The 20,440-nt window shown below is 74.8% G+C and carries 16 protein-coding genes; 3 read left to right on the top strand and 13 right to left on the bottom strand.

Going from position 1 to position 20,440, the window contains the following annotated elements; translation table 11 throughout:
• Positions 1-23 precede the first annotated feature (23 nt).
• The 3 genes from KVS67_RS07570 to KVS67_RS07560 all read right to left on the bottom strand — a co-directional run bounded on the left by KVS67_RS07570 (position 24) and on the right by KVS67_RS07560 (position 2,893).
• Positions 24-1,259: a phosphotransferase gene (locus KVS67_RS07570; protein ID WP_063190120.1), complete on the bottom strand. Its 1,236-nt coding sequence runs from the start codon at positions 1,257-1,259 to the stop codon at positions 24-26.
• A gap of 22 nt (positions 1,260-1,281) precedes the next feature.
• On the bottom strand, positions 1,282-2,190 hold the full coding sequence (locus KVS67_RS07565; protein ID WP_217565198.1) for a hypothetical protein: 909 nt from the start codon (positions 2,188-2,190) through the stop codon (positions 1,282-1,284).
• 76 nt (positions 2,191-2,266) lie between these two features.
• The gene (locus KVS67_RS07560; RefSeq protein ID WP_217565197.1) at positions 2,267-2,893 is read right to left on the bottom strand and encodes a GNAT family N-acetyltransferase; all 627 of its coding nucleotides are present in this window, start codon (positions 2,891-2,893) and stop codon (positions 2,267-2,269) included.
• A 57-nt stretch (positions 2,894-2,950) separates the two neighbouring features.
• Here KVS67_RS07560 and KVS67_RS07555 point away from each other — a divergent pair, with 57 nt between their 5' ends.
• On the top strand, positions 2,951-3,616 hold the full coding sequence (locus KVS67_RS07555) for a 5-formyltetrahydrofolate cyclo-ligase (protein ID WP_036384917.1): 666 nt from the start codon (positions 2,951-2,953) through the stop codon (positions 3,614-3,616).
• 87 nt (positions 3,617-3,703) lie between these two features.
• On the top strand, positions 3,704-3,982 hold the full coding sequence (locus KVS67_RS07550; RefSeq protein ID WP_036336931.1) for an FmdB family zinc ribbon protein: 279 nt from the start codon (positions 3,704-3,706) through the stop codon (positions 3,980-3,982).
• Positions 3,983-4,002: 20 nt separating this feature from the next.
• Here KVS67_RS07550 and KVS67_RS07545 read toward each other — a convergent pair whose 3' ends face one another.
• From KVS67_RS07545 to guaB, 7 genes are all read right to left on the bottom strand, one after another.
• Positions 4,003-4,242 carry a hypothetical protein gene (locus KVS67_RS07545; protein WP_036336929.1) on the bottom strand — a complete coding sequence of 80 codons (240 nt, stop codon included), beginning with the start codon at positions 4,240-4,242 and terminating at the stop codon, positions 4,003-4,005.
• Positions 4,232-7,990, bottom strand: coding sequence for a hypothetical protein (locus tag KVS67_RS07540; protein WP_145951020.1), 3,759 nt, complete (start codon positions 7,988-7,990; stop codon positions 4,232-4,234). The genes KVS67_RS07545 and KVS67_RS07540 overlap by 11 nt, the downstream gene beginning before the upstream one ends.
• A gap of 98 nt (positions 7,991-8,088) precedes the next feature.
• Positions 8,089-9,708: a glutamine-hydrolyzing GMP synthase gene (gene guaA, locus KVS67_RS07535; RefSeq protein ID WP_368669042.1), complete on the bottom strand. Its 1,620-nt coding sequence runs from the start codon at positions 9,706-9,708 to the stop codon at positions 8,089-8,091.
• Between the two features lie 22 nt (positions 9,709-9,730).
• Entirely contained in the window at positions 9,731-10,279 is a 549-nt protein-coding gene (locus tag KVS67_RS07530; protein WP_010080440.1) for a DUF3817 domain-containing protein, read from the bottom strand.
• Complete coding sequence (locus KVS67_RS07525; protein ID WP_144879440.1) at positions 10,276-11,241, bottom strand: SURF1 family protein; 966 nt, start codon at positions 11,239-11,241, stop codon at positions 10,276-10,278. The genes KVS67_RS07530 and KVS67_RS07525 overlap by 4 nt, the downstream gene beginning before the upstream one ends.
• A gap of 47 nt (positions 11,242-11,288) precedes the next feature.
• Complete coding sequence (locus KVS67_RS07520) at positions 11,289-12,425, bottom strand: GuaB3 family IMP dehydrogenase-related protein (protein ID WP_036317609.1); 1,137 nt, start codon at positions 12,423-12,425, stop codon at positions 11,289-11,291.
• A gap of 106 nt (positions 12,426-12,531) precedes the next feature.
• The gene (guaB, locus tag KVS67_RS07515) at positions 12,532-14,076 is read right to left on the bottom strand and encodes an IMP dehydrogenase (RefSeq protein ID WP_217565196.1); all 1,545 of its coding nucleotides are present in this window, start codon (positions 14,074-14,076) and stop codon (positions 12,532-12,534) included.
• Positions 14,077-14,260: 184 nt separating this feature from the next.
• Between guaB and KVS67_RS07510 the strand changes: the two genes are divergently transcribed.
• Positions 14,261-15,694: a dicarboxylate/amino acid:cation symporter gene (locus tag KVS67_RS07510; RefSeq protein WP_060973979.1), complete on the top strand. Its 1,434-nt coding sequence runs from the start codon at positions 14,261-14,263 to the stop codon at positions 15,692-15,694.
• 1 nt (position 15,695) lies between these two features.
• Here KVS67_RS07510 and KVS67_RS07505 read toward each other — a convergent pair whose 3' ends face one another.
• The 3 genes from KVS67_RS07505 to groES all read right to left on the bottom strand — a co-directional run bounded on the left by KVS67_RS07505 (position 15,696) and on the right by groES (position 19,785).
• Positions 15,696-17,651: a BCCT family transporter gene (locus tag KVS67_RS07505; RefSeq protein ID WP_081097746.1), complete on the bottom strand. Its 1,956-nt coding sequence runs from the start codon at positions 17,649-17,651 to the stop codon at positions 15,696-15,698.
• Between the two features lie 121 nt (positions 17,652-17,772).
• Positions 17,773-19,380 (bottom strand): chaperonin GroEL, encoded by a 1,608-nt coding sequence (groL, locus tag KVS67_RS07500; protein WP_145951021.1) that lies wholly within the window; start codon positions 19,378-19,380, stop codon positions 17,773-17,775.
• A 108-nt stretch (positions 19,381-19,488) separates the two neighbouring features.
• Positions 19,489-19,785 (bottom strand): co-chaperone GroES, encoded by a 297-nt coding sequence (groES, locus tag KVS67_RS07495; RefSeq protein ID WP_002857590.1) that lies wholly within the window; start codon positions 19,783-19,785, stop codon positions 19,489-19,491.
• Positions 19,786-20,440: the final 655 nt, after the last annotated feature.

Genomic DNA, 20,440 nt, shown 5'->3' with positions numbered 1-20,440 from the left:
ACGGTGGCGGCCGCCGACGCGGGTCAGAGGCCGACGCGGGCCAGGGCGGCGTCGGCGGCGGCCCGGCGGGCGGCCCGCACGGCGCGGGGCGCGGTCGGCTGCGCCGCGAGGGCGGCGAGGACGATCGCGACGCGGGCGGCCAGCGCCACCTCGTCGACCTGGGTGCGGACGTGGCGTCGGAACCGTTCGGCCACAGCCCGCAGCGCGGCGCCGCCGACGCCGAGGTCCGCGGCGCCCGCCTCGAGGTGGGCGATCAGGACGGCCCAGTCGTCCACGCGGTGTCCCATGCCCAGGTCGTCGGCGTCCAGCACGCCGGTGATCCGCTCCCCCGCCGCGTCCACGTGCAGGTTCCCCGGGTGCAGGTCGCCGTGCACGGGCACGCGTGGGCCGGGGTCCCCGGCCGCGAGCGCCGCACGGAGCCGGTCGGCGCGGGCGGCGGCCTCGTCCTGGGCCTCGGGGTCCAGCACGACGGCGGCCCACGTGGCGTGCTCGAGCAGGACGGCGGGTCGGCCGGCGTCCGCGCCGGCGCCCCCGGCCGCCCCGGCCGTGCGGCCCGCCGGGCCGGGGGGCTCCTCGGGCACCGGCGGGAGCCGGTCCAGCAGCGCGGCGACCCGCGCGGGGTCGAGTGCGGCGGCCTCGGGCCCGGCCAGCAGCGCCCGCCAGGGCAGGCCCGGCACGCTCGCGAGCGGGAGCACCCCGTGCTCCGGCTCCGCGAGGACGGCGGGCACCGACACCCCGGCCGCCCCCGCCGCGGCCATGCGCCGGGCGACCCGTGCGGCGCGCGCGGGCGGGAGCACCTTCAGGAACGTGCGGGCCACGACGCCGTCGTCGCCGGTCGCCTCGACGGCCAGGACCGCCCGGTCCCGCGGCCGGTAGCCGCGCCACGTGAGGCGGGCCCGGCCCGGCGCCGTGCCGAGCAGGTCCCCGAGCGCATCCGGGTCGACGGTCAGCGCGAGGCCCGGCAGGGCGGGGTCGGCGGGGGCCCACCACCACAGGGTGCCGTCCTCCAGGATTCCGCGCTCGCCCAGGACGGGCGGGCACGCCGCGGCAGGGGTGGCGGGGTGTCGGGGGTCGCAGGCGAGGACGAGGGTGCGGGATCGCACGCGGGCGTCGCCGGCGCGTCCGGTCATCACGTCCAGGTCCAGGACGCGCGCGAGCCGACGTCCCCGCTGCAGGTGCAGGGCGTCGGCTCGGGTGCGCAGCCAGCGCTCGCCCGACGCGCGGACGGCCTGGCGCGCGGCGGCTCGGTCGATGCTCACGGGCGCGCCCGCCCGGCCGGGCTCAGCCGGCCCGGCGCCGCGCCAGGACGTTGTCCAGGTCCAGGGCGGCGATGTCCTGCTCGGCGGCGGCGCTGATCTGGTCGTCCGCCGTGCGCGCGGCGTCCTGCAGCCGGGTGTCCGCGCCGGTGGGGGCGGGGGTCTCGAGCGGCGCCGGCAGGGGGCGGGCCATCTCCGGGGCGTCCAGGTAGGTGGGGCGCGGCACCGCGGGGATGGTCACGGCGCGGTCCGCTGCGGGGGCGGCGGAGGAGGCGGTCACCACCACGGGCTCGACCCGGGGTGCGGCGGGCGCGGCCGGACGCGGCGCCTCGGTCTCGAAGGCCAGCACGGTCTCCAGCACGCGGCGGTCCCGCTCGGGGTCAGCCGCCGGGGCCTGCCGCTCCTCGGCCACCGGGGCGGTGGAGCGCGCCGGGACGACGACGGCGGCGGGCCGGGCACGACGGGTGCGGTCGCGGACCGCGAGGGCCCGCAGGCCGGCCAGCCCGGCCACGGCGAACAGGAGCGACCAGCCGGCCAGGGACAGCGTGCCCGCGCCGAACGCCGCGGCGAGACCGGCCACGAGGAACACAAGCAGGGCCACGAGGGCGGCGAGGAACAGCGCCGTGCGCCCCCACCGGATGTGCAGGCCGGCCCGGCCGCGAGCGGTGCGCGCCGCGTCCGCGGCGGCGCTCAGGCGGCCCGAGAACCGGGCGGTCAGGGCACGGACGGCGGGCGAGCTCTGCAGGCGGTGCATGAAGGACCTCGGCATCGACGGGCGGGCGGGGGCGGACGCGAGACGATGGCGGCGCAGCACGAGCCGCCAGGCCAGGAAGGCCACGAGGGCCACGATGACCAGCGACGCGCTCACCCGGGCGTCGGCCAGCGCGTCGAGCGCGGCCTGCACGGCCCTCGTCGGCGCGGTGGTCTCGTCCATGCGGTCAGCCTAGCGCCGGGGGCGGACCGGTCCGGCCATCGCGGCGTGTCCGCACGCGGCGTGTCCCGTCGGCCCCTCAGGGGCGCGGCCGCGAGGCCAGCCACCGGGCCAGCAGGCCGTCGGGGACCTCCTCGGCGGTCACCGCGAACGTCCGGTGGTCCCGCCAGGCGCCGTCCACGTGCAGGTACGCGCGCCGCAGGCCCTCGTCGCGCAGGCCGAGCTTCGCCACGACCCGCAGGCTGGCCGCGTTCTCCGGGCGGATGTTGACCTCGACCCGGTGCAGACCGGCGCTGCGGAACGCCCAGTCCGTCGCCATGGCCACGGCCGTCGGCGTCAGCCCCCGGCCGGCCTCGCGACGGTCGATCCAGTAGCCGATCGAGCCGGAGCGCACCGAGCCGTACTGGATCCCGCCCAGGGACAGCAGCCCCACCAGGCGGTCCCGGTCCGGGCGGTCGTCGTCGAGGGCCATGCCCCACGTGTAGGCGCTGCCGTCCCGGCCCTGGCGGCCGTGCCAGCGGACCATCTGCCCGAACGACGCCGGACCCGCGCCCGGCACGGGGCTCGTGGCGTCCCACGGCGTCAGCCACTCGCGGTTGTGCGCCCGCTGCTCCTCCCACGCCTCCCGGTCCCGCCTCCGCAGCGGCCGCAGGGCGAGGGTGCCGTGCCGCAGGGTCACGGGCCAGGGGGAACGCTGCCAGGACATGGCGTCGATCCTATGCGCGGCCGGGCGCGGCTCCGGTGCGGCGGGCATCATGGGGGCATGCGCACTCCCCCTCCCGAGCCCGAGCCCGCCGCCACGGGCCCCGTCGCCGGCGTCGACGACGTCGTGGACGCCAAGGCCGCCCTGCGTGCCCGCCTGCGCACCGCCCGCCGCGAGCGCTCCCCCGCGCGCCGCGCCGCCGAGTCCGCGGCCGCCGTCGAGCACCTGTGGGCGTGGCTGGGTCCGCGCGTGGCCGCGGCGACCACGGACGGGACCGCCCCGGTGGTGGCCACCGTGCTGCCGATGGCCACCGAGCCGGACACCGGTGTGCTCCGCGCCCGCCTGCTGGCCGCGGGGGCGCGGGTGCTCGTCCCCGTGATCGAGCCGGAACGACGCCTGAGCTGGGCTCCGTGGCACCCGGAGGCCGCGACGGCGCGCGCCGCGAACGCACCCGTGGACGAGCCCGTGGGCGAACGACTCGGGACCGACGCGCTGGCGGCGGCAGCCGCGGTGGTCATGCCGGCGCTCGCGGTGGCCGAGGACGGGATGCGCCTGGGCCAGGGCGGGGGCTACTACGACCGCTTCCTCGCCGAGCTGCCGCGGAGCGTGCCCACCGTGGCCCTCGTGTTCGAGGACGAGCTGCTGCCGGCGGGCGCCATCCCCGCCGAGCCCACGGACCGGCCCGTGGACGGCGTCGTCACCGCGGTCGGGCTGCGCTGGGTCTGAGCCCGGCCCGCGGCGCGGAGTAGCATCGGGGGTCGGATCCCCCAGAACCGCGCGCCCCGGCGCGCCCCGAGCGAGCTGGAGCTGAGCATGCCCACCTACGCCTACCGCTGCAAGGACTGCGGCCACGCCTTCGACGTCGTCCAGGCCTTCACCGACGACGCCCTCACCGAGTGCCCCGCGTGCGGCGGCGTCCTGCGCAAGCAGTACGGCTCGGTCGGCGTGAGCTTCAAGGGCTCCGGGTTCTACCGGACCGACTCGCGCTCCGGCACCGGGGGCACCGGCTCGTCCGGCGGCTCGACCTCGGACTCGGCCGCCGGGTCCTCGACGTCCTCGACGTCGTCCTCGTCCTCCGCCGCCGCGGACTGACCCGGCCGCATCGGGCCGGCTCAGCCCCAGTGGGGCGGGCGCTGCTCGCGCAGCCAGCGGTCGCGCTCGGCCTCGGCCGCACCGGTCTCGACCCCGGCCCTGTCCCCGGTCGGTGCGGTCGCCGGCGACGTCTCGGCCTGCCCGGTCAGCCGGGGCATCCCGGGCAGGCGCGGCTCGCGGCCGTCGGCGGCTGCCGGGCCGGTGCCCGGGGCGTCCGCCCGGCGCGGGCCGCGGCGGCGCGCCGCGCCGTCAGCGGGCATCGTCGTCGGCCTCGTCCGTCTCGTCCGCCGGCTCCACGCCCAGCCGGTCGGCCAGCCCGCGGGCCACGGACTCCGGGTCCGCGAACACGTCGATCGCCCACAGGGTCCGGGGCTCCCAGCCGCGGGCCTCGAGCCCCTCGGGCAGGGTCCGCGAGCGCTGCCGCACCGTGAGGGCGCGGTACACCTCGCCGCCGTCGCCGGCCAGGGCCAGCGGACGGGGCGCCTCGTCCGCGCGCGGATCGAGCACGGCCAGGTCCATGACGCCGGCGTAGCGGGGCAGGACGCGGGCGCGGTGCTCCTCGAGCCGGTCGCGCAGATCGGCCAGCAGCGGATCGCCCACCGTGCCCACCGGGTCCGCGGCGTCGTCGCCCAGGTAGGCCTCGAGCAGCCGCAGGAACCAGAGGGCGCCGCCGTCGAGCCGGTCCTCGTCCAGGTCCGCGGCGCGCAGCGCGGAAACGAGGTGCAGGCGCCGGCGGGCGCGGGTGAGCGCGACCGTGACCATGCGCTCGCCGTCCGGGTCGGAGAAGGCGCCGAAGTGGTGCACCACGCGCCCGTGCGGGGTGCGGCCGTAGCCGGGGGTGAGGATCACGGCGTCGCGCACCACGGAGGCGGCGCGCACGACCGGCACGATCACGAACGGCTCGGCCTCGGCGGCGTCCTCGCCGCGGCCGCGGGCGAGGAACTCGTGGGCCCACGGCGCCTGCGCGGCCGTGGCCTGCACGGCGGCGGCCACGCGGCGGGCGTGCTGCTCGGACACCGTGACCACGGCCAGGGACTGCTCGGGCCGGTCGCGGATGTGCTCGAACACGCGCTCCACGGTGCGGGCGACCTCGGCGTTCGTGGACTCGACCACGTCGCCGCCGGTCATCGGGATGCCGGTGCCCTCGGGCAGGTACTCGGCCGTGACGGCACGATCCCGGCCGGTGGCCTCGCCCGCGGTGGGCAGCGCGTCCAGGGCGCCGTCATAGGCGAGCGCGGAGAGCAGGCGCACCAGGCGCCGCTCGAGGGGACGGTGCACGGTGCGCAGCGGCAGGGTGGGCAGCACCTCGTCCAGCGCGTCGTGGGCCGAGCGCAGCGGGCGCAGGGGCCCGGCGGTCGCCGTCGGGTCCACGGAGACCTGGAACGACTGCGGGCGCCCGATCACCGGGTCGCCGAGGGCCACCACCTGGGGGGCGCGGGTGAGCGCGCCCATCGCGGTGGCCAGGGCGGTCGCGTCGGCCTCCAGCAGCACGACGACGTCGGCGCGCCACTCCGGGGGGAACTCGGACAGGGCCATGGGCGAGGTGGTGACCACCGGCACGAGCGGCTGCAGGAGCTCGGGGGTGATCGTGGCCAGGGACTCGACCGTGGGGCTGCCCTGCTTGAGCAGGGTGCGCAGCACGGCCGCGTCCGCGCGATAGGTGCGCAGCGCCTCCCGCCAGCGCGCGGCCAGCGCGGCGGAGAGCCGGGCGCCGCCGCGCTCGAGATGGGCGCGGTCCAGGTCGCGGAACCCGCGCTCGACCTCCGCCAGGTCCGTGCCGCTCATCATGGCCAGGAAGTCGTCCCCGGAGATCATCGCCTCGAGCGCGGACTGCCACCACGCCAACTCGAGCTCGGCGGTCAGGGCCTCGGTGGGCACCTCGCGGTCGCGCAGGTCCTCGAGCAGCTCCGCCAGGCCGTGGTCGCGCAGGCTGTCCAGCACGAGGGTGCGCTCGGGCAGCGTGGCCAGGGTGTCGCGGTCCGCCACGAGCCCGTCGACGGCGGCCACGAGGTCGTCCACGTCCCGCTCCTCCAAGGGCGCCTCGGCCACGGCCTCCGGGGCGAGGACGCCCTCGAGCCGGCGCAGGCGCTCGCGCACCTGGCCGACCTGGCCCATCACGTGCTCGCCCTGGTCCGGCACCTGCGGGGGCGTGCCCGGCTCGGCGGCGTGGCGGTTCCAGTCCTCCAGGACGGCGGCGGCGTCCACGAGGGCGCCGTGCAGGTCCGTGGGCTGCACGCCCGGGCGGACCGCGTCCTTCGCCGCGCGGCGCAGGCGGGACCGGGCCACCGAGGACATCTCGACCAGGTGGAGGCGCCGCCACGAGCTGGTGGCGGTCGCCGCGACCAGCTGCGGCACGTCGAGGGAGAACACCTCGGGGGTGAACTCGGTGAGGGTGCGGGCCACACGGCGGTAGAGGTCCGCCTGCTCCGCCCAGCCGGCCACCGTGCGCTCAGGGCGCAGGCCGGCCTGGGCGGCGGCGGTGTCCACGGCACGCCGGGTGGTGTGCAGGGCCGCCGCCAGCTCGTCGGCCAGCTCCGAGGCGGCCTCGGTCTCCTGCACGTTGCGCACGCGGGCGCCGAACCAGCGGCTCTCGGTGGCGGCGGCCGAGAACGCGCCGAGCTCCCCGGCGCGCACGAGCTGCTCGCCCACGGCCTGCCGGTTCACGGTGGAGTCCAGCACGGAGCGCTTGAGGCGCACGGTGGTGGCCGGCGGCGTCTCGAGCCCGGTCAGGGCGGCCAGGGCCTGCATCGCCTGGAACGGCGAGCAGCCCCAGCGGGGGCGGACGTGGTGCAGCGAGCCGACGTGCTCCTGCAGCCGGCGCCGCCGTTCGGCCAGCGCGGCCTCGTCCCGGGCGGTGTCGGGGTCCACGGCCCGCTCGGAGCGCAGGACGGCCTGCACGAGCTGGCGGCGGAGCAGCTCGGGGTCCGCGTTGGCGGGCACATCCAGCGCGATCGAGCGCAGGTCCGCCTCCTCGAGGCGGTCGAGCACGTCGGCCAGGGCGGCGGAGCGCTCGGCCACGACCAGCACGCGCCGACCCTCCCAGGCCAGGCGCGCGGCCAGGGCGGCGGCGGTCTGGGTCTGCCCGGTGCCGGGGGCGGCCGCCACCACGAGGGACTCCCCCGCCGCGGCGTGCTCGAGCACGCGCGCCTGGGCGGCGTCGACGTCGACGACGAGGCGCTCGTCCGCCGGGGCGACGTCGTCCTCCGCGGGCGCGCCCGTGGGCTGCAGCGCCGCCGGGCGCGGCACCATGCCGGTGCCGGCGTCGTACAGGGCCTGCACGACCGGCAGATCCTCGAGGGAGGCGGGCAGCGAGGCGGTCTCGCCGAGGTCCGCGAACGTGGAGACGAGCAGGCAATCCTCGATGTGCAGGTCCGCGATCGCGGCGGTCTCCTCGCGCAGGCGGGCGAACGCAGGGGCGGGCTCGAGGCGCGCCGTGGCGTAGGCGGCCTGCTGGTACGCCTCGGGGTCCAGGGCGATGCCGTGGTGCCGGCGCAGGTTCCGCACGAACGCCGGGTTCAGGCGGGCCGGCTCGGTGATCTGGACCTCCAGCTCGTCCCGGCCCCGGGCGCCGCGGCGCACCGTCAGGGCCACGCGGGCCAGCAGCACGGGGGCGGAGCGGCGCTCCCGCCGGCCGTCCTCCTCGGCCGTCCACGTGGCCACGCCCACGGCGAGCGCGCCGACGTCGATGCCGCGCTCCTCCGCCAACTCGCGGACCTTGGCGCGCAGGCCGAGGGAGACCTCGTGTGCCGCGTCCAGCTCCGGGCCGGCCGGCAGCAGGGTGGACAGGCGGGTGCGCCGCCCCAGCAGCAGCTGCGAGACGCCGGAGGAGTTCGCCTCCGTGAGGTCGATGCTGTTGGCCGCCGAGGGCGCGAACCGCAGCATCGTGTCGTTCTCGGCGCCCGATCCCAGGGAGGACACCCAGGCGGCCGGGTCGGGGCGGGTCTGCCCCTCGTCGGGGCGTGCGGCGGCGCGGGCGCGGGCCAGGCGCGGGAACTCCTGCTCGGTCACGTGCGTGCGGTCCTTCCTCCGTCGCCTGGGTCCAGGCGGTCTTCGTGCGGACGGCCGCCCCGGTCAGGGGCGGCCGGATGCGGCGCCGGACGCGCCGCTCACTCCCACTCGATGGTGCCCGGCGGCTTGCTGGTCACGTCGAGCACGACGCGGTTGACGCCGTCGACCTCGTTGGTGATGCGGTTCGAGATGCGGGACAGGACGTCGTCCGGGATCCGCGCCCAGTCCGCGGTCATGGCGTCCTCGCTGGTGACGGGGCGCAGGACGACCGGGTGGCCGTAGGTGCGACCGTCGCCCTGGACGCCCACGGAGCGCACGTCCGCGAGCAGCACCACCGGGCACTGCCAGATCTGGCGGTCCAGCCCGGCCGCGGTGAGCTCGGCGCGCACGATCGCGTCCGCGCGGCGCAGCAGGTCCAGGCGCTCCTGGGTGACCTCGCCGATGATGCGGATGCCCAGACCCGGGCCCGGGAACGGCTGGCGGTGCACGATGCCCTCGGGCAGGCCGAGCTCGGCGCCCACGGCGCGGACCTCGTCCTTGAACAGTTCGCGCAGCGGCTCGCACAGCTCGAACTCGATGTCGTCCGGCAGGCCGCCCACGTTGTGGTGGGACTTGATGTTGGCCGCCCCGTCCCCGCCGCCGGACTCGACGACGTCCGGGTAGAGCGTGCCCTGCACGAGGAAGCGGACCTCGGTGGCGTCCGGGTCGTGCTCGGACTCGAGGACGATGTCCGCCTGCGCCTTCTCGAAGGTGCGGATGAACCGCTCGCCGATGATCTTGCGCTTGGCCTCGGGGTCGGTGACGCCGGCCAGCGCGGACAGGAAGTCCTCGCGCGCGTCCACCATCACGAGGCGGGCGCCGCCGTGGGCCTCGCCGAAGGCCTGCTCGATCTCGGCGGACTCGCCCTCGCGCATGAGGCCGTGGTCCACGTAGACGCAGGTGAGGCGGTCGCCGATGGCGCGCTGCACGAGGGCCGCGGCCACGGCGGAGTCCACGCCGCCGGACAGGCCGCAGATGGCCCGCTTGTCCCCGATCTGCTCGCGGATGCGCTCGACCTGCTCCTCGATCACGCCGCTGGCCGTCCAGTCCGCGCCCAGGCCCGCACCCACGTGCAGGAACTGTTCGAGCACCCGCTGGCCGTGGGAGGAGTGGCCCACCTCGGGATGCCACTGCACGCCGTAGATGCGGCGCTCGCGGTCCTCGAACGCGGCGACGGGGGCGCCCGCGGTGGAGGCCGTCACGGCGAAGCCCTCGGGCGCCTGCGTCACGGCGTCCCCGTGGGACATCCACACGACCTGCTTGAGGTCCTGGTCCGCGAACAGCACGGAGTCGGCGTCCACCGAGTCCAGGCGGGTGGAGCCGTACTCCCGGGTGCCGGTCTTGGCCACGGTGCCGCCGAGGGCGTGCGCGATCGACTGGAAGCCGTAGCACAGGCCCAGCACGGACACCCCGGCCTCGAGCAGCGCCGGGTCCAGCTGCGGGGCGCCGGGCTCGTACACCGACGACGGCCCGCCCGAGAGGATCAGCGCCGCGGGTTCGCGCTCCAGGATCTGCGCCGCCGGGGTGGAGGCGGGCACGACCTCGGAGTAGACGTTGGCCTCGCGCACACGACGCGCGATGAGCTGCGCGTACTGGGCGCCGAAGTCCAGCACCAGCACCGTGGGCATCACGTCGCTGAGCGGGGCGGGGGTGTCGGGGTGGGGGGCGTTCTGCGTCACCCGTCCAGGATAGTCGAGGCGCTCAGTAGCGCCGCGCGGCGTCCGGGAAGCGGTGCAGCTCGTCCCGGACCACGCGGGTCATGCGCTTCTCCACCACGAAGGACAGGAACGGCACGACGCCGCCGCCGGCCATCGCCAGCAGGCGCAGCGGCTCCCAGCGCATCAGAGACCACAGGCGGAACGAGGCGAGCAGGTACACCACGTACATCCAGCCGTGGGCGATGAGGATGAACAGGGACAGGTTCACTCCCCCGGTCACGCTGTCCGTGGGGTGCAGCCCCAGGCCGTTGGCGTCCCCGTCCAGGGTGGTGCCGCCCGCGTAGAGCTCCACGTGCATGCCGTACTTCAGCACCATCTCCGCCACGAGCAGCAGGAGCATGATGCCGGTGATCCACGCGCACACGACGTAGAGGCGGGTGGCGGAGCGGATCTGCTGCTGGGTGCCGGCGAAACGGCGCTGCTCCCGGCCCGGCCGCGGGGGCGGCTCGGGCAGGTCGGCCTCGGTGATGTCCTCGGGATCCGGCAGGCTCGCCGGGTCCACCGGCTGGGGGCCGGGGTGCTGGGTGCTCATCGGCTCTGCTCCTCTCGGGGCCCACGGGGGCCCGGGTCGCGGGGGTCGGGGCGCGCGGCCCCGTCGTCGTCCTGGTCCTGGCGTGGGTGCGCCGCGGCCTGCGCCGCGAAGGCCCGCTCCTTGGCCTCGCGCGCGGCCGCCCGACGCCGCTCGAGCTCCTCGGCGCGCCACTGTGCGGCCCACTCCTCGTCGAGCCGGCGCTCGTGCTCGTCCCGGACGTGGTCGTCGCGGACGAACCGCCACCACAGGAACAGGGCGAAGCCGGCGAAGAGCATCCACTCCACGGCGTAGAAGACGTTGAGCCAGATGATCTGGGTCTCCTCCGGCTGCGGGGCCACCCACACCGGCTCGAGCCCGCCGGGGCCGGCCGCGCCCGTCTCGGCGCCCGCGGCGTCGACCATCTCGAACGCCGCCACGAACGCCGCGTAGGACGGCTCGTCCCACACGTTCACCAGCTGGGCCGGGGCCAGGCTGCGGTACAGGAGCCGGTCGGCGGTGTCCTCGGCCGCGGCCTCACGCGGCAGCGGCCCGTCCGGGGGCAGCAGGCGCCCGGTGACGGTGACCTGCCCGGCGGGCGCGGGGTCCACGACGTCGGCGTCGGCCGACCAACCGCGGACCACCGGGACGACCTCGCCGTCCGGGGCGCCGGCCACCCGCAGGGCCGTGACCGTCCAGTAGCCGTCGCGGCCGTTCAGCAGGCGCGGGCCGACCAGGACGTCCGTGCCGGGCACGAACTCCCCCTCGACCGTGACCACCTGGTCGGCCTGCGAGCCCAGCAGGGCCTCGTAGGGGCGCACGTGCTCCAGGAACGGCACGGCGTTCTCGGTCTGGGTGCGCGGCGGCGGCGCATTCGTCTCCGCGGACTCGAACTGCCACTTGGACAGCGCCACGAAGACCGCGGCCGCCACGAGGGCCAGCACCAGGGTGGCCAGCCAGACGGGCTTGAGGGCGGTGCGCAGCACGCCGTATCAACTCTTCCGGTCGGGGTGCCGCCACGCGGCGGCGGGGATCAGACGGTCTGGGTGGGGGTCACGAGGACCTCCACCTTCTGGAAGTCCTTGAGCTCGGTGTAGCCGCAGGTGGCCATGGCACGCTTCAGACCGCCCATCAGGTTGGACGTGCCGTCCGCGTGGCGGCCGGGCCCCCACAGGACCTCCTCGAGCGGAGCCACCTGGCCCACGTGGGTGCGGTGCCCGCGCGGCAGCTCCGGGTGGACGGCCTCGAGGCCCCAGTGCCAGCCGCCGCCGGGGGCGTCGGTGGCGCGGGCCAGGGCGGCGCCCAGGACGACCGCGTCCGCGCCCATGGCGATCGCCTTGACGATCTCCCCCGAGGTGGAGACGCCGCCGTCGGCGATCACGTGCACGTAGCGGCCGCCGGACTCGTCCATGTAGTCGCGGCGCGCCTCGGCGATGTCCGAGATGGCCGTGGCCATCGGCACGCGGATGCCCATGGCGCGGCGCGTGGTGGTGGACGCGCCGCCGCCGAAGCCGACGAGCACGCCGGCCGCGCCGGTGCGCATCAGGTGCAGGGCCGGCGTGTAGCCGGCCGCCCCGCCCACGATCACGGGCACGTCCAGCTCGTAGATGAACTGCTTGAGGTCCAGCGGCTCCTGGGTGGAGGAGACGTGCTCGGCCGAGACGGTGGTGCCGCGGATGACGAACAGGTCCACGCCCGCCGCCACGACGGTGCGGTAGAACTCCTGCGTGTTCTGCGGGGTCAGCGAGCCCGCGACGACGACGCCGGCCTCGCGGATCTGCGCGAGGCGCTCGGTGATCAGATCGGGGCGGATGGGGGCCGCGTAGGCCTCCTGCAGCATGCGGGTGGCCTCGGTCCCGGCCGGGCCGGCCTCGAGGGCGGCGATCTCCTCGAGCAGCGGGCGCGGGTCCTCGTGGCGGGTCCACAGGCCCTCGAGGTTGAGGACGCCGAGACCGCCCAGCCGCCCCATCGCGATGGCGGTCTCCGGGCTCATCACGGAGTCCATGGGCGCACCGATCACGGGCATGTCGAACGTGTAGGCGTCGATGCGCCACGTGAGGCTGACATCCTGGGGATCCCGGGTGCGCCGCGCGGGCACCACGGACACGTCGTCGAGGGAGAAGGCCCGGCGGCCGCGCTTGCCGCGGCCGATCTCAATCTGGTTCGTCACCGGGCCAGCCTAGCCCAGGCGCCACGGGGGCGGCTCCGACCGTGTCGTCGGCGCCGCCCCGTCCGGGGGCTCCCCCCCCCTCCCCCCCCCGGAACCGACGTGCGGGTCAGCGCGAACGGTAGTTCGGGGCCTCGACGGTCATCATGATGTCGTGCGGGTGGGACTCCTTCAGGCCCGCCGCGGTGATGCGCACGAAGCGGCCGTTCTCCTTGAGATCGGCCACCGTGGACGCGCCCGTGTAGAACATCGTCTGGCGCAGGCCGCCCACGAGCTGGTGGACCACCGAGGCGACCGGCCCGCGGAAGGGCACCTGGCCCTCGATGCCCTCGGGGATCAGCTTGTCCTCGTCCGGCACGTCCGCCTGGAAGTAGCGGTCCTTGGAGAAGGAGCGCGTGCCGTTGCGGGTCTGCATGGCGCCCAGGGAGCCCATGCCGCGGTAGGTCTTGAACTGCTTGCCCTGGTAGAAGACGAGATCGCCCGGGGACTCGGCCGTGCCGGCCAGCAGGGAGCCGAGCATCACCGAGTCGGCGCCGGCCACGAGGGCCTTGCCGATGTCACCGGAGTGCTGCAGGCCGCCGTCGGCGATCAGCGGGACGCCCGCGGGGCGCGTGGCCTTGGCCGCCTCGTAGATGGCGGTGATCTGTGGGACGCCGACGCCGGCCACCACACGGGTCGTGCAGATCGAGCCCGGGCCCACGCCCACCTTCACGGCGTCCGCGCCGGCGTCGACGATCGCCTTGGCGCCCGCGTAGGTCGCGGCCTGACCGCCGATGACGTCGACGTGCGCGGCCGCCTTCTCCTTCTTCAGGCGCGCGATCATGTCCAGCACGCCGTGCGTGTGGCCGTTCGCGGTGTCCACGACGAGGGCGTCCACGCCCGCCTCGACGAGCGCCATGGCGCGCTCCCAGCCGTCGCCGAAGAAGCCGACGGCACCGCCGACGCGCAGCCGGCCCTCGTCGTCCTTCGCGGCGTCCGGGTACTGCTCCGCCTTGTCGAAGTCCTTGATGGTGATCAGGCCGGTCAGGCGGCCCGCATCGTCCACGAGCGGCAGCTTCTCCACGCGGTTCTGGGAGAACAGGCGGATGGTCTCGGCGCGCGAGACGCCCTCCTGCGCGGTGATCAGCGGCATGCGGGTCATGGCGGTGTCCACCGTGCGGGTGGCCCACTCCTCGCGCGGGATGAAGCGGGTGTCGCGGTTGGTGATGATGCCCAGCAGCGTCATGTCCTCGGCCACCACCGGCAGGCCCGAGACGCGGTACTGGGCGCACAGCTCGTCCAGGTCGGCGAGCGTGGCGTCGGGGCCGATGGTCACGGGGTCCTTGATCATCCCCGACTCGGAGCGCTTCACGGTGTCCACGTGGCGGGCTTGGTCCTCGATGGACAGGTTGCGGTGGATGATGCCCATGCCGCCCTGGCGGGCCATGGCGATGGCCAGCGGGGCCTCCGTCACGGTGTCCATCGCCGCGGAGACGATGGGGATGTTCAAGCGGATGTTGCGGGTCAGCCGGGTGCCCGGGTCCGCGTCCGCGGGGATCACGTCCGTGGCGTTGGGCAGCAGCAGGACGTCGTCATAGGTGAGGCCGAAGAAGCCGAAGGGATCCGAGGAGGAGCGGACGGGCTCGGGGCTGGGACCGGTGCTGGTGGTGGTCACGAAGGCGCCTTTCGGGACGGGTGTTTCCGCGATTCTATGCCCGGGGCCAAACCGGCGACCCGGGTGCGGGCCACATCACAGGACCCCCGCGCTGGGCCACGCGGGGGCGAGACGGACGTCACCACGACGTCACATGGAGCAATCCGTTTCGGCGTCATGGTATTGGACCGCCTAACCTCCCCGGATGAGCACCGCACAGTCCTCCCCCGCACCGGCGCCCCGACGCCGGCTCCCCGCCTGGACGTCGAACTTCGGCTGGCAGATCGCCGCCGCCCTCGTCCTCGGCCTCGTCCTGGGCCTGATCGCCCGCGCGACGGGGCACACCTCCGAGCACCCGACCTGGCTCGGCGAGACGCTGGCCACCGTCGGCAGCATCTACATCAGCCTGCTGAAGGCCGCGGTCGTCCCGCTGGTCTTCTTCGCCGTCGTCGCCTCCATCGCCAACCTGGCCCAGGTGACCAACGCGGCCCGCCTGGCCGCCAAGACCCTGCTGTGGTTCGCCATCACGAGCCTGATCGCGGTGCTCATCGGCCTCGCCGTCGGCGTCGTGCTGCAGCCGGGCGTGGGCACCGGCCAGACCGCGCCGGCGTCGTACCAGGCCAAGGACGTCGGCTGGCTCGACTTCCTGACCTCCCTGGTGCCGGCGAACTTCCTCGGCCTGACCGTCAAGACCACGGCGGGCGAGGACGGCGCGCTGGCCTCCTCCCCCACGTTCAACGTGCTGCAGATCCTCGTGATCGCGATCGTCGTGGGCGTGGCCGCGCTCAAGGTCGGCGAGAAGGCCGCCCCGTTCCTCACGTTCTCCCGCTCGGTGCTCGCGATCATCCAGAAGCTGCTGTGGTGGATCATCCGCCTGGCCCCGATCGGCACCATCGGCCTGCTGGGCAACGCCGTGGCCTCGTACGGCTGGTCCACGATGGGCACGCTGGCCAAGTTCGTGGTGGCGATCTACGTGGGCCTGGCCCTCGTGATGCTCGTGGTGTACCCGGTGCTGGCGCGCTTGCACGGGCTCTCCGTCAAGCAGTTCTTCACCGGCGTGTGGCCGGCGTTCCAGCTCGGCTTCGTCTCCCGCTCCTCCCTCGGCACGCTGCCCGTCACCCAGCGGGTGGCCGAGCGCAACTTCGGCGTGCCCACCGGCTACGCCTCCTTCGCCGTCCCGCTGGGCGCCACCACCAAGATGGACGGCTGCGCCGCGATCTACCCGGCCGTGGCCGCGGTGTTCATCGCGCAGTTCTACGGGATCGACATGAGCCTGAGCCAGTACGCCCTCGTGGCACTCGTGTCCGTGCTGGGCTCGGCCGCGACCGCCGGCACCACCGGCGCCACCGTGATGCTCACGCTCACGCTGTCCACCGCCGGGCTGCCCCTCGAGGGCATGGCCCTGCTCCTGGCCGTCGACCCGATCGTGGACATGGGCCGCACCGCCCTCAACGTGTCCGGCCAGGCCCTCATCCCCGCGCTCGTGGCCTCCCAGGAGGGCATCCTCGACCGGGACCGCTACGACGCCCCACGCGGCGACATCTTCGGCGAGGACGAGGAGGAGATCGTCGAAGCCCGCGCCCACGCGACCGCCGACTCCCGCGCCCAGCTCGTCGGCACCCCGGAGCCGCGCGCCTGAGTCAGCGGCCGGACGGGCCTGCTCCGGCGGGCCCGTCCGCGCCGTCCCCGTCCCCCTCGTCCAGGTACTCGCCCAGCACGTAGTCGTAGTCCACGGGGTTCCCGTCCTCGTCCGTGCGGCGGTACCAGTCGGTGATCTCCGCGGCGGTGGAGTCGAACCCCTCGCCGGCCGCGTACCAGCTGCCCGGCGGGGTGCGCTCCACCGTGAACGCGAAGTCGTCCCCGTACTCCACCAGGCCCCGCACCGTCGCCTTCTCGACGGCGGCCCGCTGGTACCGGTCACGGATCGCGAAGGGGTCGTTGGCCAGTTCGCGCTGGAGCGCGACCGCCATGAGGACGAGCACCACGGTGAACGGCAGCGCCGTGATGGTGATGAGGTTCTGCAGGCCGGTGAGCGCGGTGTCGCCGCCGGTCAGCAGCATCACGACCGCGATGCCCGCCATGCACAGTGCCCAGAACACCGTGATCGTGCGGCGCGGGGCCGGGGCGCCGCGCTGCGAGAGCTGCGAATTCACGATCGAGGCGGAGTCCGCCGTCGTGATGAAGAAGACCGCCAGCATGACGATCACGACCGGGGCCACCAGCCCGCCGCCGGGCAGCTGGTCCAGGACCACCCAGAAGATCTCCGCCGGCGCGGGCAGCGACGCGGCTGTGCCGTCCGGCGCCACGGAGCCCTGGGTCCGCTGCAGCCAGATGGTGGTGCCGCCGATGATCGTGAACGCGCCGACGATCACCGCGGCCGGGATGAACAGGGCCCCGAGGACGTACTGGCGGATGGTCCGACCCTTCGAGATCTTCGCCATGAACACGCCCACGAACGGGGCCCAGCTGACCCACCACGCCCAGTAGAAGATCGTCCAGCTGGAGAGGAACTCCTGCATGTCCTCCCCCTGGGCCATCGAGGCGCCGAGGGCGTCCGGGGCGGAGGAGACGTAGTCCATCAGGACGCCGGGCACGATGTTCAGCAGGAACGCCGTCGGGCCGACGACGAAGAAGAACAGCGCCAGGCCGAGGGCGAGCAGCATGTTGATGTTGGACAGCCACCGGATGCCGCGGGCCACACCGGACACCGCCGAGAAGATGGTGCCGATCGTGAGCACCACGATGATCCCCAGCGCCACCGTGTTCCCCGGCGCCGACCAGCCCGAGACGATCTCCACGCCGCGGCCGATCTGCAGGGCGCCGATGCCCAGCGAGGCCGCCGTGCCGAACAGTGTGGCGATGATCGCGAGCCCGTCGATCAGGCGCGCGCCGACCGAGTCGCTGCGCTGGGAGTCGCCGAACAGCGGCGCGATGATCGAGCTCATCAGCGGCACCCGGCCCCGGCGGTAGGACACGTAGCCGACCGACAGACCGACGATCGCGTAGATCGCCCACGCGTTCACGCCCCAGTGCAGCGCGGCCTGGGCCAGCGCGCCCGTCACCGCCTCCTCGCTCCCCGCCTCGTACGCCCCCGGGCGCGGGGCCAGGTAGTAGGTCAGCGGCTCGTACGGGCCGAAGAAGATGATGCCGATGCCGATGCCGGCCGCGAAGAGCATGGCCGACCAGCTCGCCGTGGAGTACTCCGGCTTCTCCCCGTCCAGTCCCAGCGGGATCTCGCCGTACCGGGAGAACGCCAGGACGAGCAGGAACACCACCATCCCGATGGCCAGCAGGGCGAACAGCCAGCCGGCGTGGAGCATCACCCAGTCGAGGGCCGCGCTCGAGACGGCCAGCACGGCGTCCGGCTGCAGCACGCCCCACACCACGAAGCCGACCACCAGCAGGCCGACGACGGCGAGGATCACCCGGTCCACGCCGTAGCGCACCCGGCGGTCCTCCACGGACACGCCCGGCACGAGGGCCGGGTGGATGCCGTGCGGATAGGAGAACTCGCGGACGAAGCGGCGCAGCCGTGGCCGGGCCGGGGCCCGGGTCGGGTGGGACCCGGTGGGACGGGGCGGCGTGGGTGTGTCCATGGGCACACCATAGGGGGCGCCCCGGACGGCGGTCGTCTCCCGCCCGCACGACGACGGCCCCTCACCCGGGCGGGCGAGGGGCCGTCGTCGTCGACCGGCCGCGTCAGGGCCGACGGAGGGGTCAGTGCTGGTGGTCGGCCTCGTCCTCCTCGGCGGGCTTGTCCGCCACGAGGGTCTCGGTGGTCAACACGAGGGCCGCGATGGAGGCGGCGTTGGCGAGCGCGGAGCGGGTCACCTTGACCGGGTCGATCACGCCGTCGGCGATCAGGTCGCCGTAGACGCCGGTCTTCGCGTTGAAGCCGTGGTTCGGCTCCAGCTCGGCGACCTTGGAGACCACCACGTAGCCGTCCTCGCCCGCGTTCTGGGCGATCCAGCGCAGCGGCTGCTTCAGGGCCTTGCGGACGATGTCCACGCCCACGGCGGCGTCGCCGGTCAGGGCCTGGACGTCGGCGTCGGTGTCGAGCGCGGTCAGCGCATTGATGAGCGCGGTGCCGCCGCCGGCCACGATGCCCTCCTCGAGGGCGGCGCGGGTCGAGGACACGGCGTCCTCGATGCGCTGCTTGCGCTCCTTGAGCTCCACCTCGGTGGCGGCGCCCACGCGGATCACGCCGATGCCGCCGGAGAGCTTGGCGAGGCGCTCCTGGAGCTTCTCGCGGTCCCAGTCGGAGTCGGTCGCGGCGGACTCGGCCTTGATCTGGGCGACCCGGGCCTCGACGTCCTCGGCCGCACCGCCGCCGTCGACGATGGTGGTCTCGTCCTTGGTGACGGTGATGCGGCGGGCGGAGCCGAGCACGTCCAGGTCGGCCTGCTCGAGCTTCATGCCGAGGTCCGGGGAGACGACCTGGGCGCCGGTGAGGATCGCGATGTCCTGCATCATGGCCTTGCGGCGGTCGCCGAAGCCCGGGGCCTTGACGGCCACGACGTTCAGGGTGCCGCGGATCTTGTTCACCACGAGGGTGGACAGGGCCTCGCCCTCGATGTCCTCGGCGATCACGAACAGCGGCTTGTTGGCCTGCAGGACCTTCTCGAGCAGGGGCAGCAGCTCCTGCACGTTGGAGATCTTGCCCGAGTTGATCAGGACGTAGGCGTCCTCGAGCACGGCCTCCTGACGCTCGGCGTCGGTGACCATGTACGGGGACAGGAAGCCCTTGTCGAACTGCATGCCCTCGGTGACGTCCAGCTCGGTGGAGGTCGTGGAGGACTCCTCGATGGTGATGACGCCGTCGGTGCCGACCGTGTCGAACGCGCGGGCCAGCAGCTCGCCGACCTCGTCGTTCTGGGCCGAGATGGCGGCCACGTGGGCCACCTCCTGGCCCTCGACCGGGCGGGCGTTCTCCTGCAGGCGCCGCTCGACGGCGGCCACGGCCACCTCGATGCCCTTCTTGACCTCGCCCGGCGCGGCGCCGGCGGCGACCTGGCGCATGCCCTCGTTCACGAGGGCCTGGGCCAGCACGGTGGCGGTGGTGGTGCCGTCGCCCGCGATGTCGTTGGTCTTGGTGGCGACCTCCTTGGCGAGCTGGGCGCCCATGTTCTCGTACGGGTCCTCCAGCTCCACCTCACGGGCGATCGTGACGCCGTCGTTGGTGATGGTGGGGGCGCCCCACGCCTTGTCGAGCACCACGTTGCGGCCCTTGGGGCCGAGGGTGACCTTGACGGTGTCGGCGAGCTTGTCGATGCCGGCCTGGAGGGCGCGGCGTGCGTCGTCGTTGAAAGCCAGCTGCTTGGCCATGACGGACGCTCCTTTCGTTCAGGGAGTCAGGGGGTGCGGGGACGCGAGGGGCCCGGGGCGCGCGCACCGGTGCGGTGCGCGCCGCTCACCGGGCCCGTCGCGGCGGGGTCACTTGGTGACGACGGCCAGCACGTCGCGGGCGGAGAGCACCAGGTACTCCTCGCCGCCGACCTTGACCTCGGTGCCGCCGTACTTGGAGTACAGCACCACGTCACCCTCGGCGACGTCGACCGGCACGCGGTTGCCGTTCTCGGCGACCCGGCCCGGGCCCACGGCCACGACCTGGCCCTCCTGCGGCTTCTCCTTGGCGGTGTCCGGGATCACGAGGCCCGACGCGGTGGTCTGCTCGGCCTCCAGGGGGCGGACAACGATGCGATCCTCGAGGGGCTTGATGGAGACAGACATGCTGCACACTCCTTCTTCGTCGACGTGCGGCTCCGGCGGGCTCGCCGGTCCGCTGATGCTGTGGTCTGCGGGTGCGCCACGGGCGTCAGACCCTCCGTCGTCGCGGTGCCGGACGGTCCACCTCGGGCATTGGCACCCGGTACCCCCGAGTGCCAGTCCTGACTCTACTCCGGGTTCTGGCACTCCTTCAACATGAGTGCCAGCCGTGTCCCCGCCGTCCGCCGCGGGCGGAGGCGTGGGGCGCGGTGCGGTGGGGCACCGTGGGGCGGCGGGCGGGGCGGGTTCCGGGCCCGGGAGCACGCGGAGTGGTCACGACTGCGGCCGGGATCCTGTCCCTCCCCCACTCCCCACCCTGCCCCCCGCCACCCTCCGTGGGCAGAAACCGCACCCCCGCCACCCTCCGTGGGCAGAAACCGCACCCCCGCCCACCGCGTGGGCAGCATCCGCAGGTTTTCGATCTCCGTGGGCAGAAGCGCCCTCTCTTCTGCCCACGGATGTTGCGTGGGCGGAACTCCTCGCAGTTCTGCCCACCGAGCCATGACGACGTCGTCCCGACGGGACAACCGGCCGCCGCCGAGTCCTGCACAGCCGGCCCACCCCGCGCCGGTGTGCACAGACACGCGGCCCGTCCGGCCGCCGCCGGGCCGACCGCGTC

Source organism: Micrococcus sp. GbtcB5 (assembly GCF_019091605.1).
In the GTDB taxonomy this organism is placed as follows: domain Bacteria; phylum Actinomycetota; class Actinomycetes; order Actinomycetales; family Micrococcaceae; genus Micrococcus; species Micrococcus luteus.
Note: the sequence above shows the minus strand (reverse complement) of the source record. Positions and strands in the feature narration are given on the sequence as shown.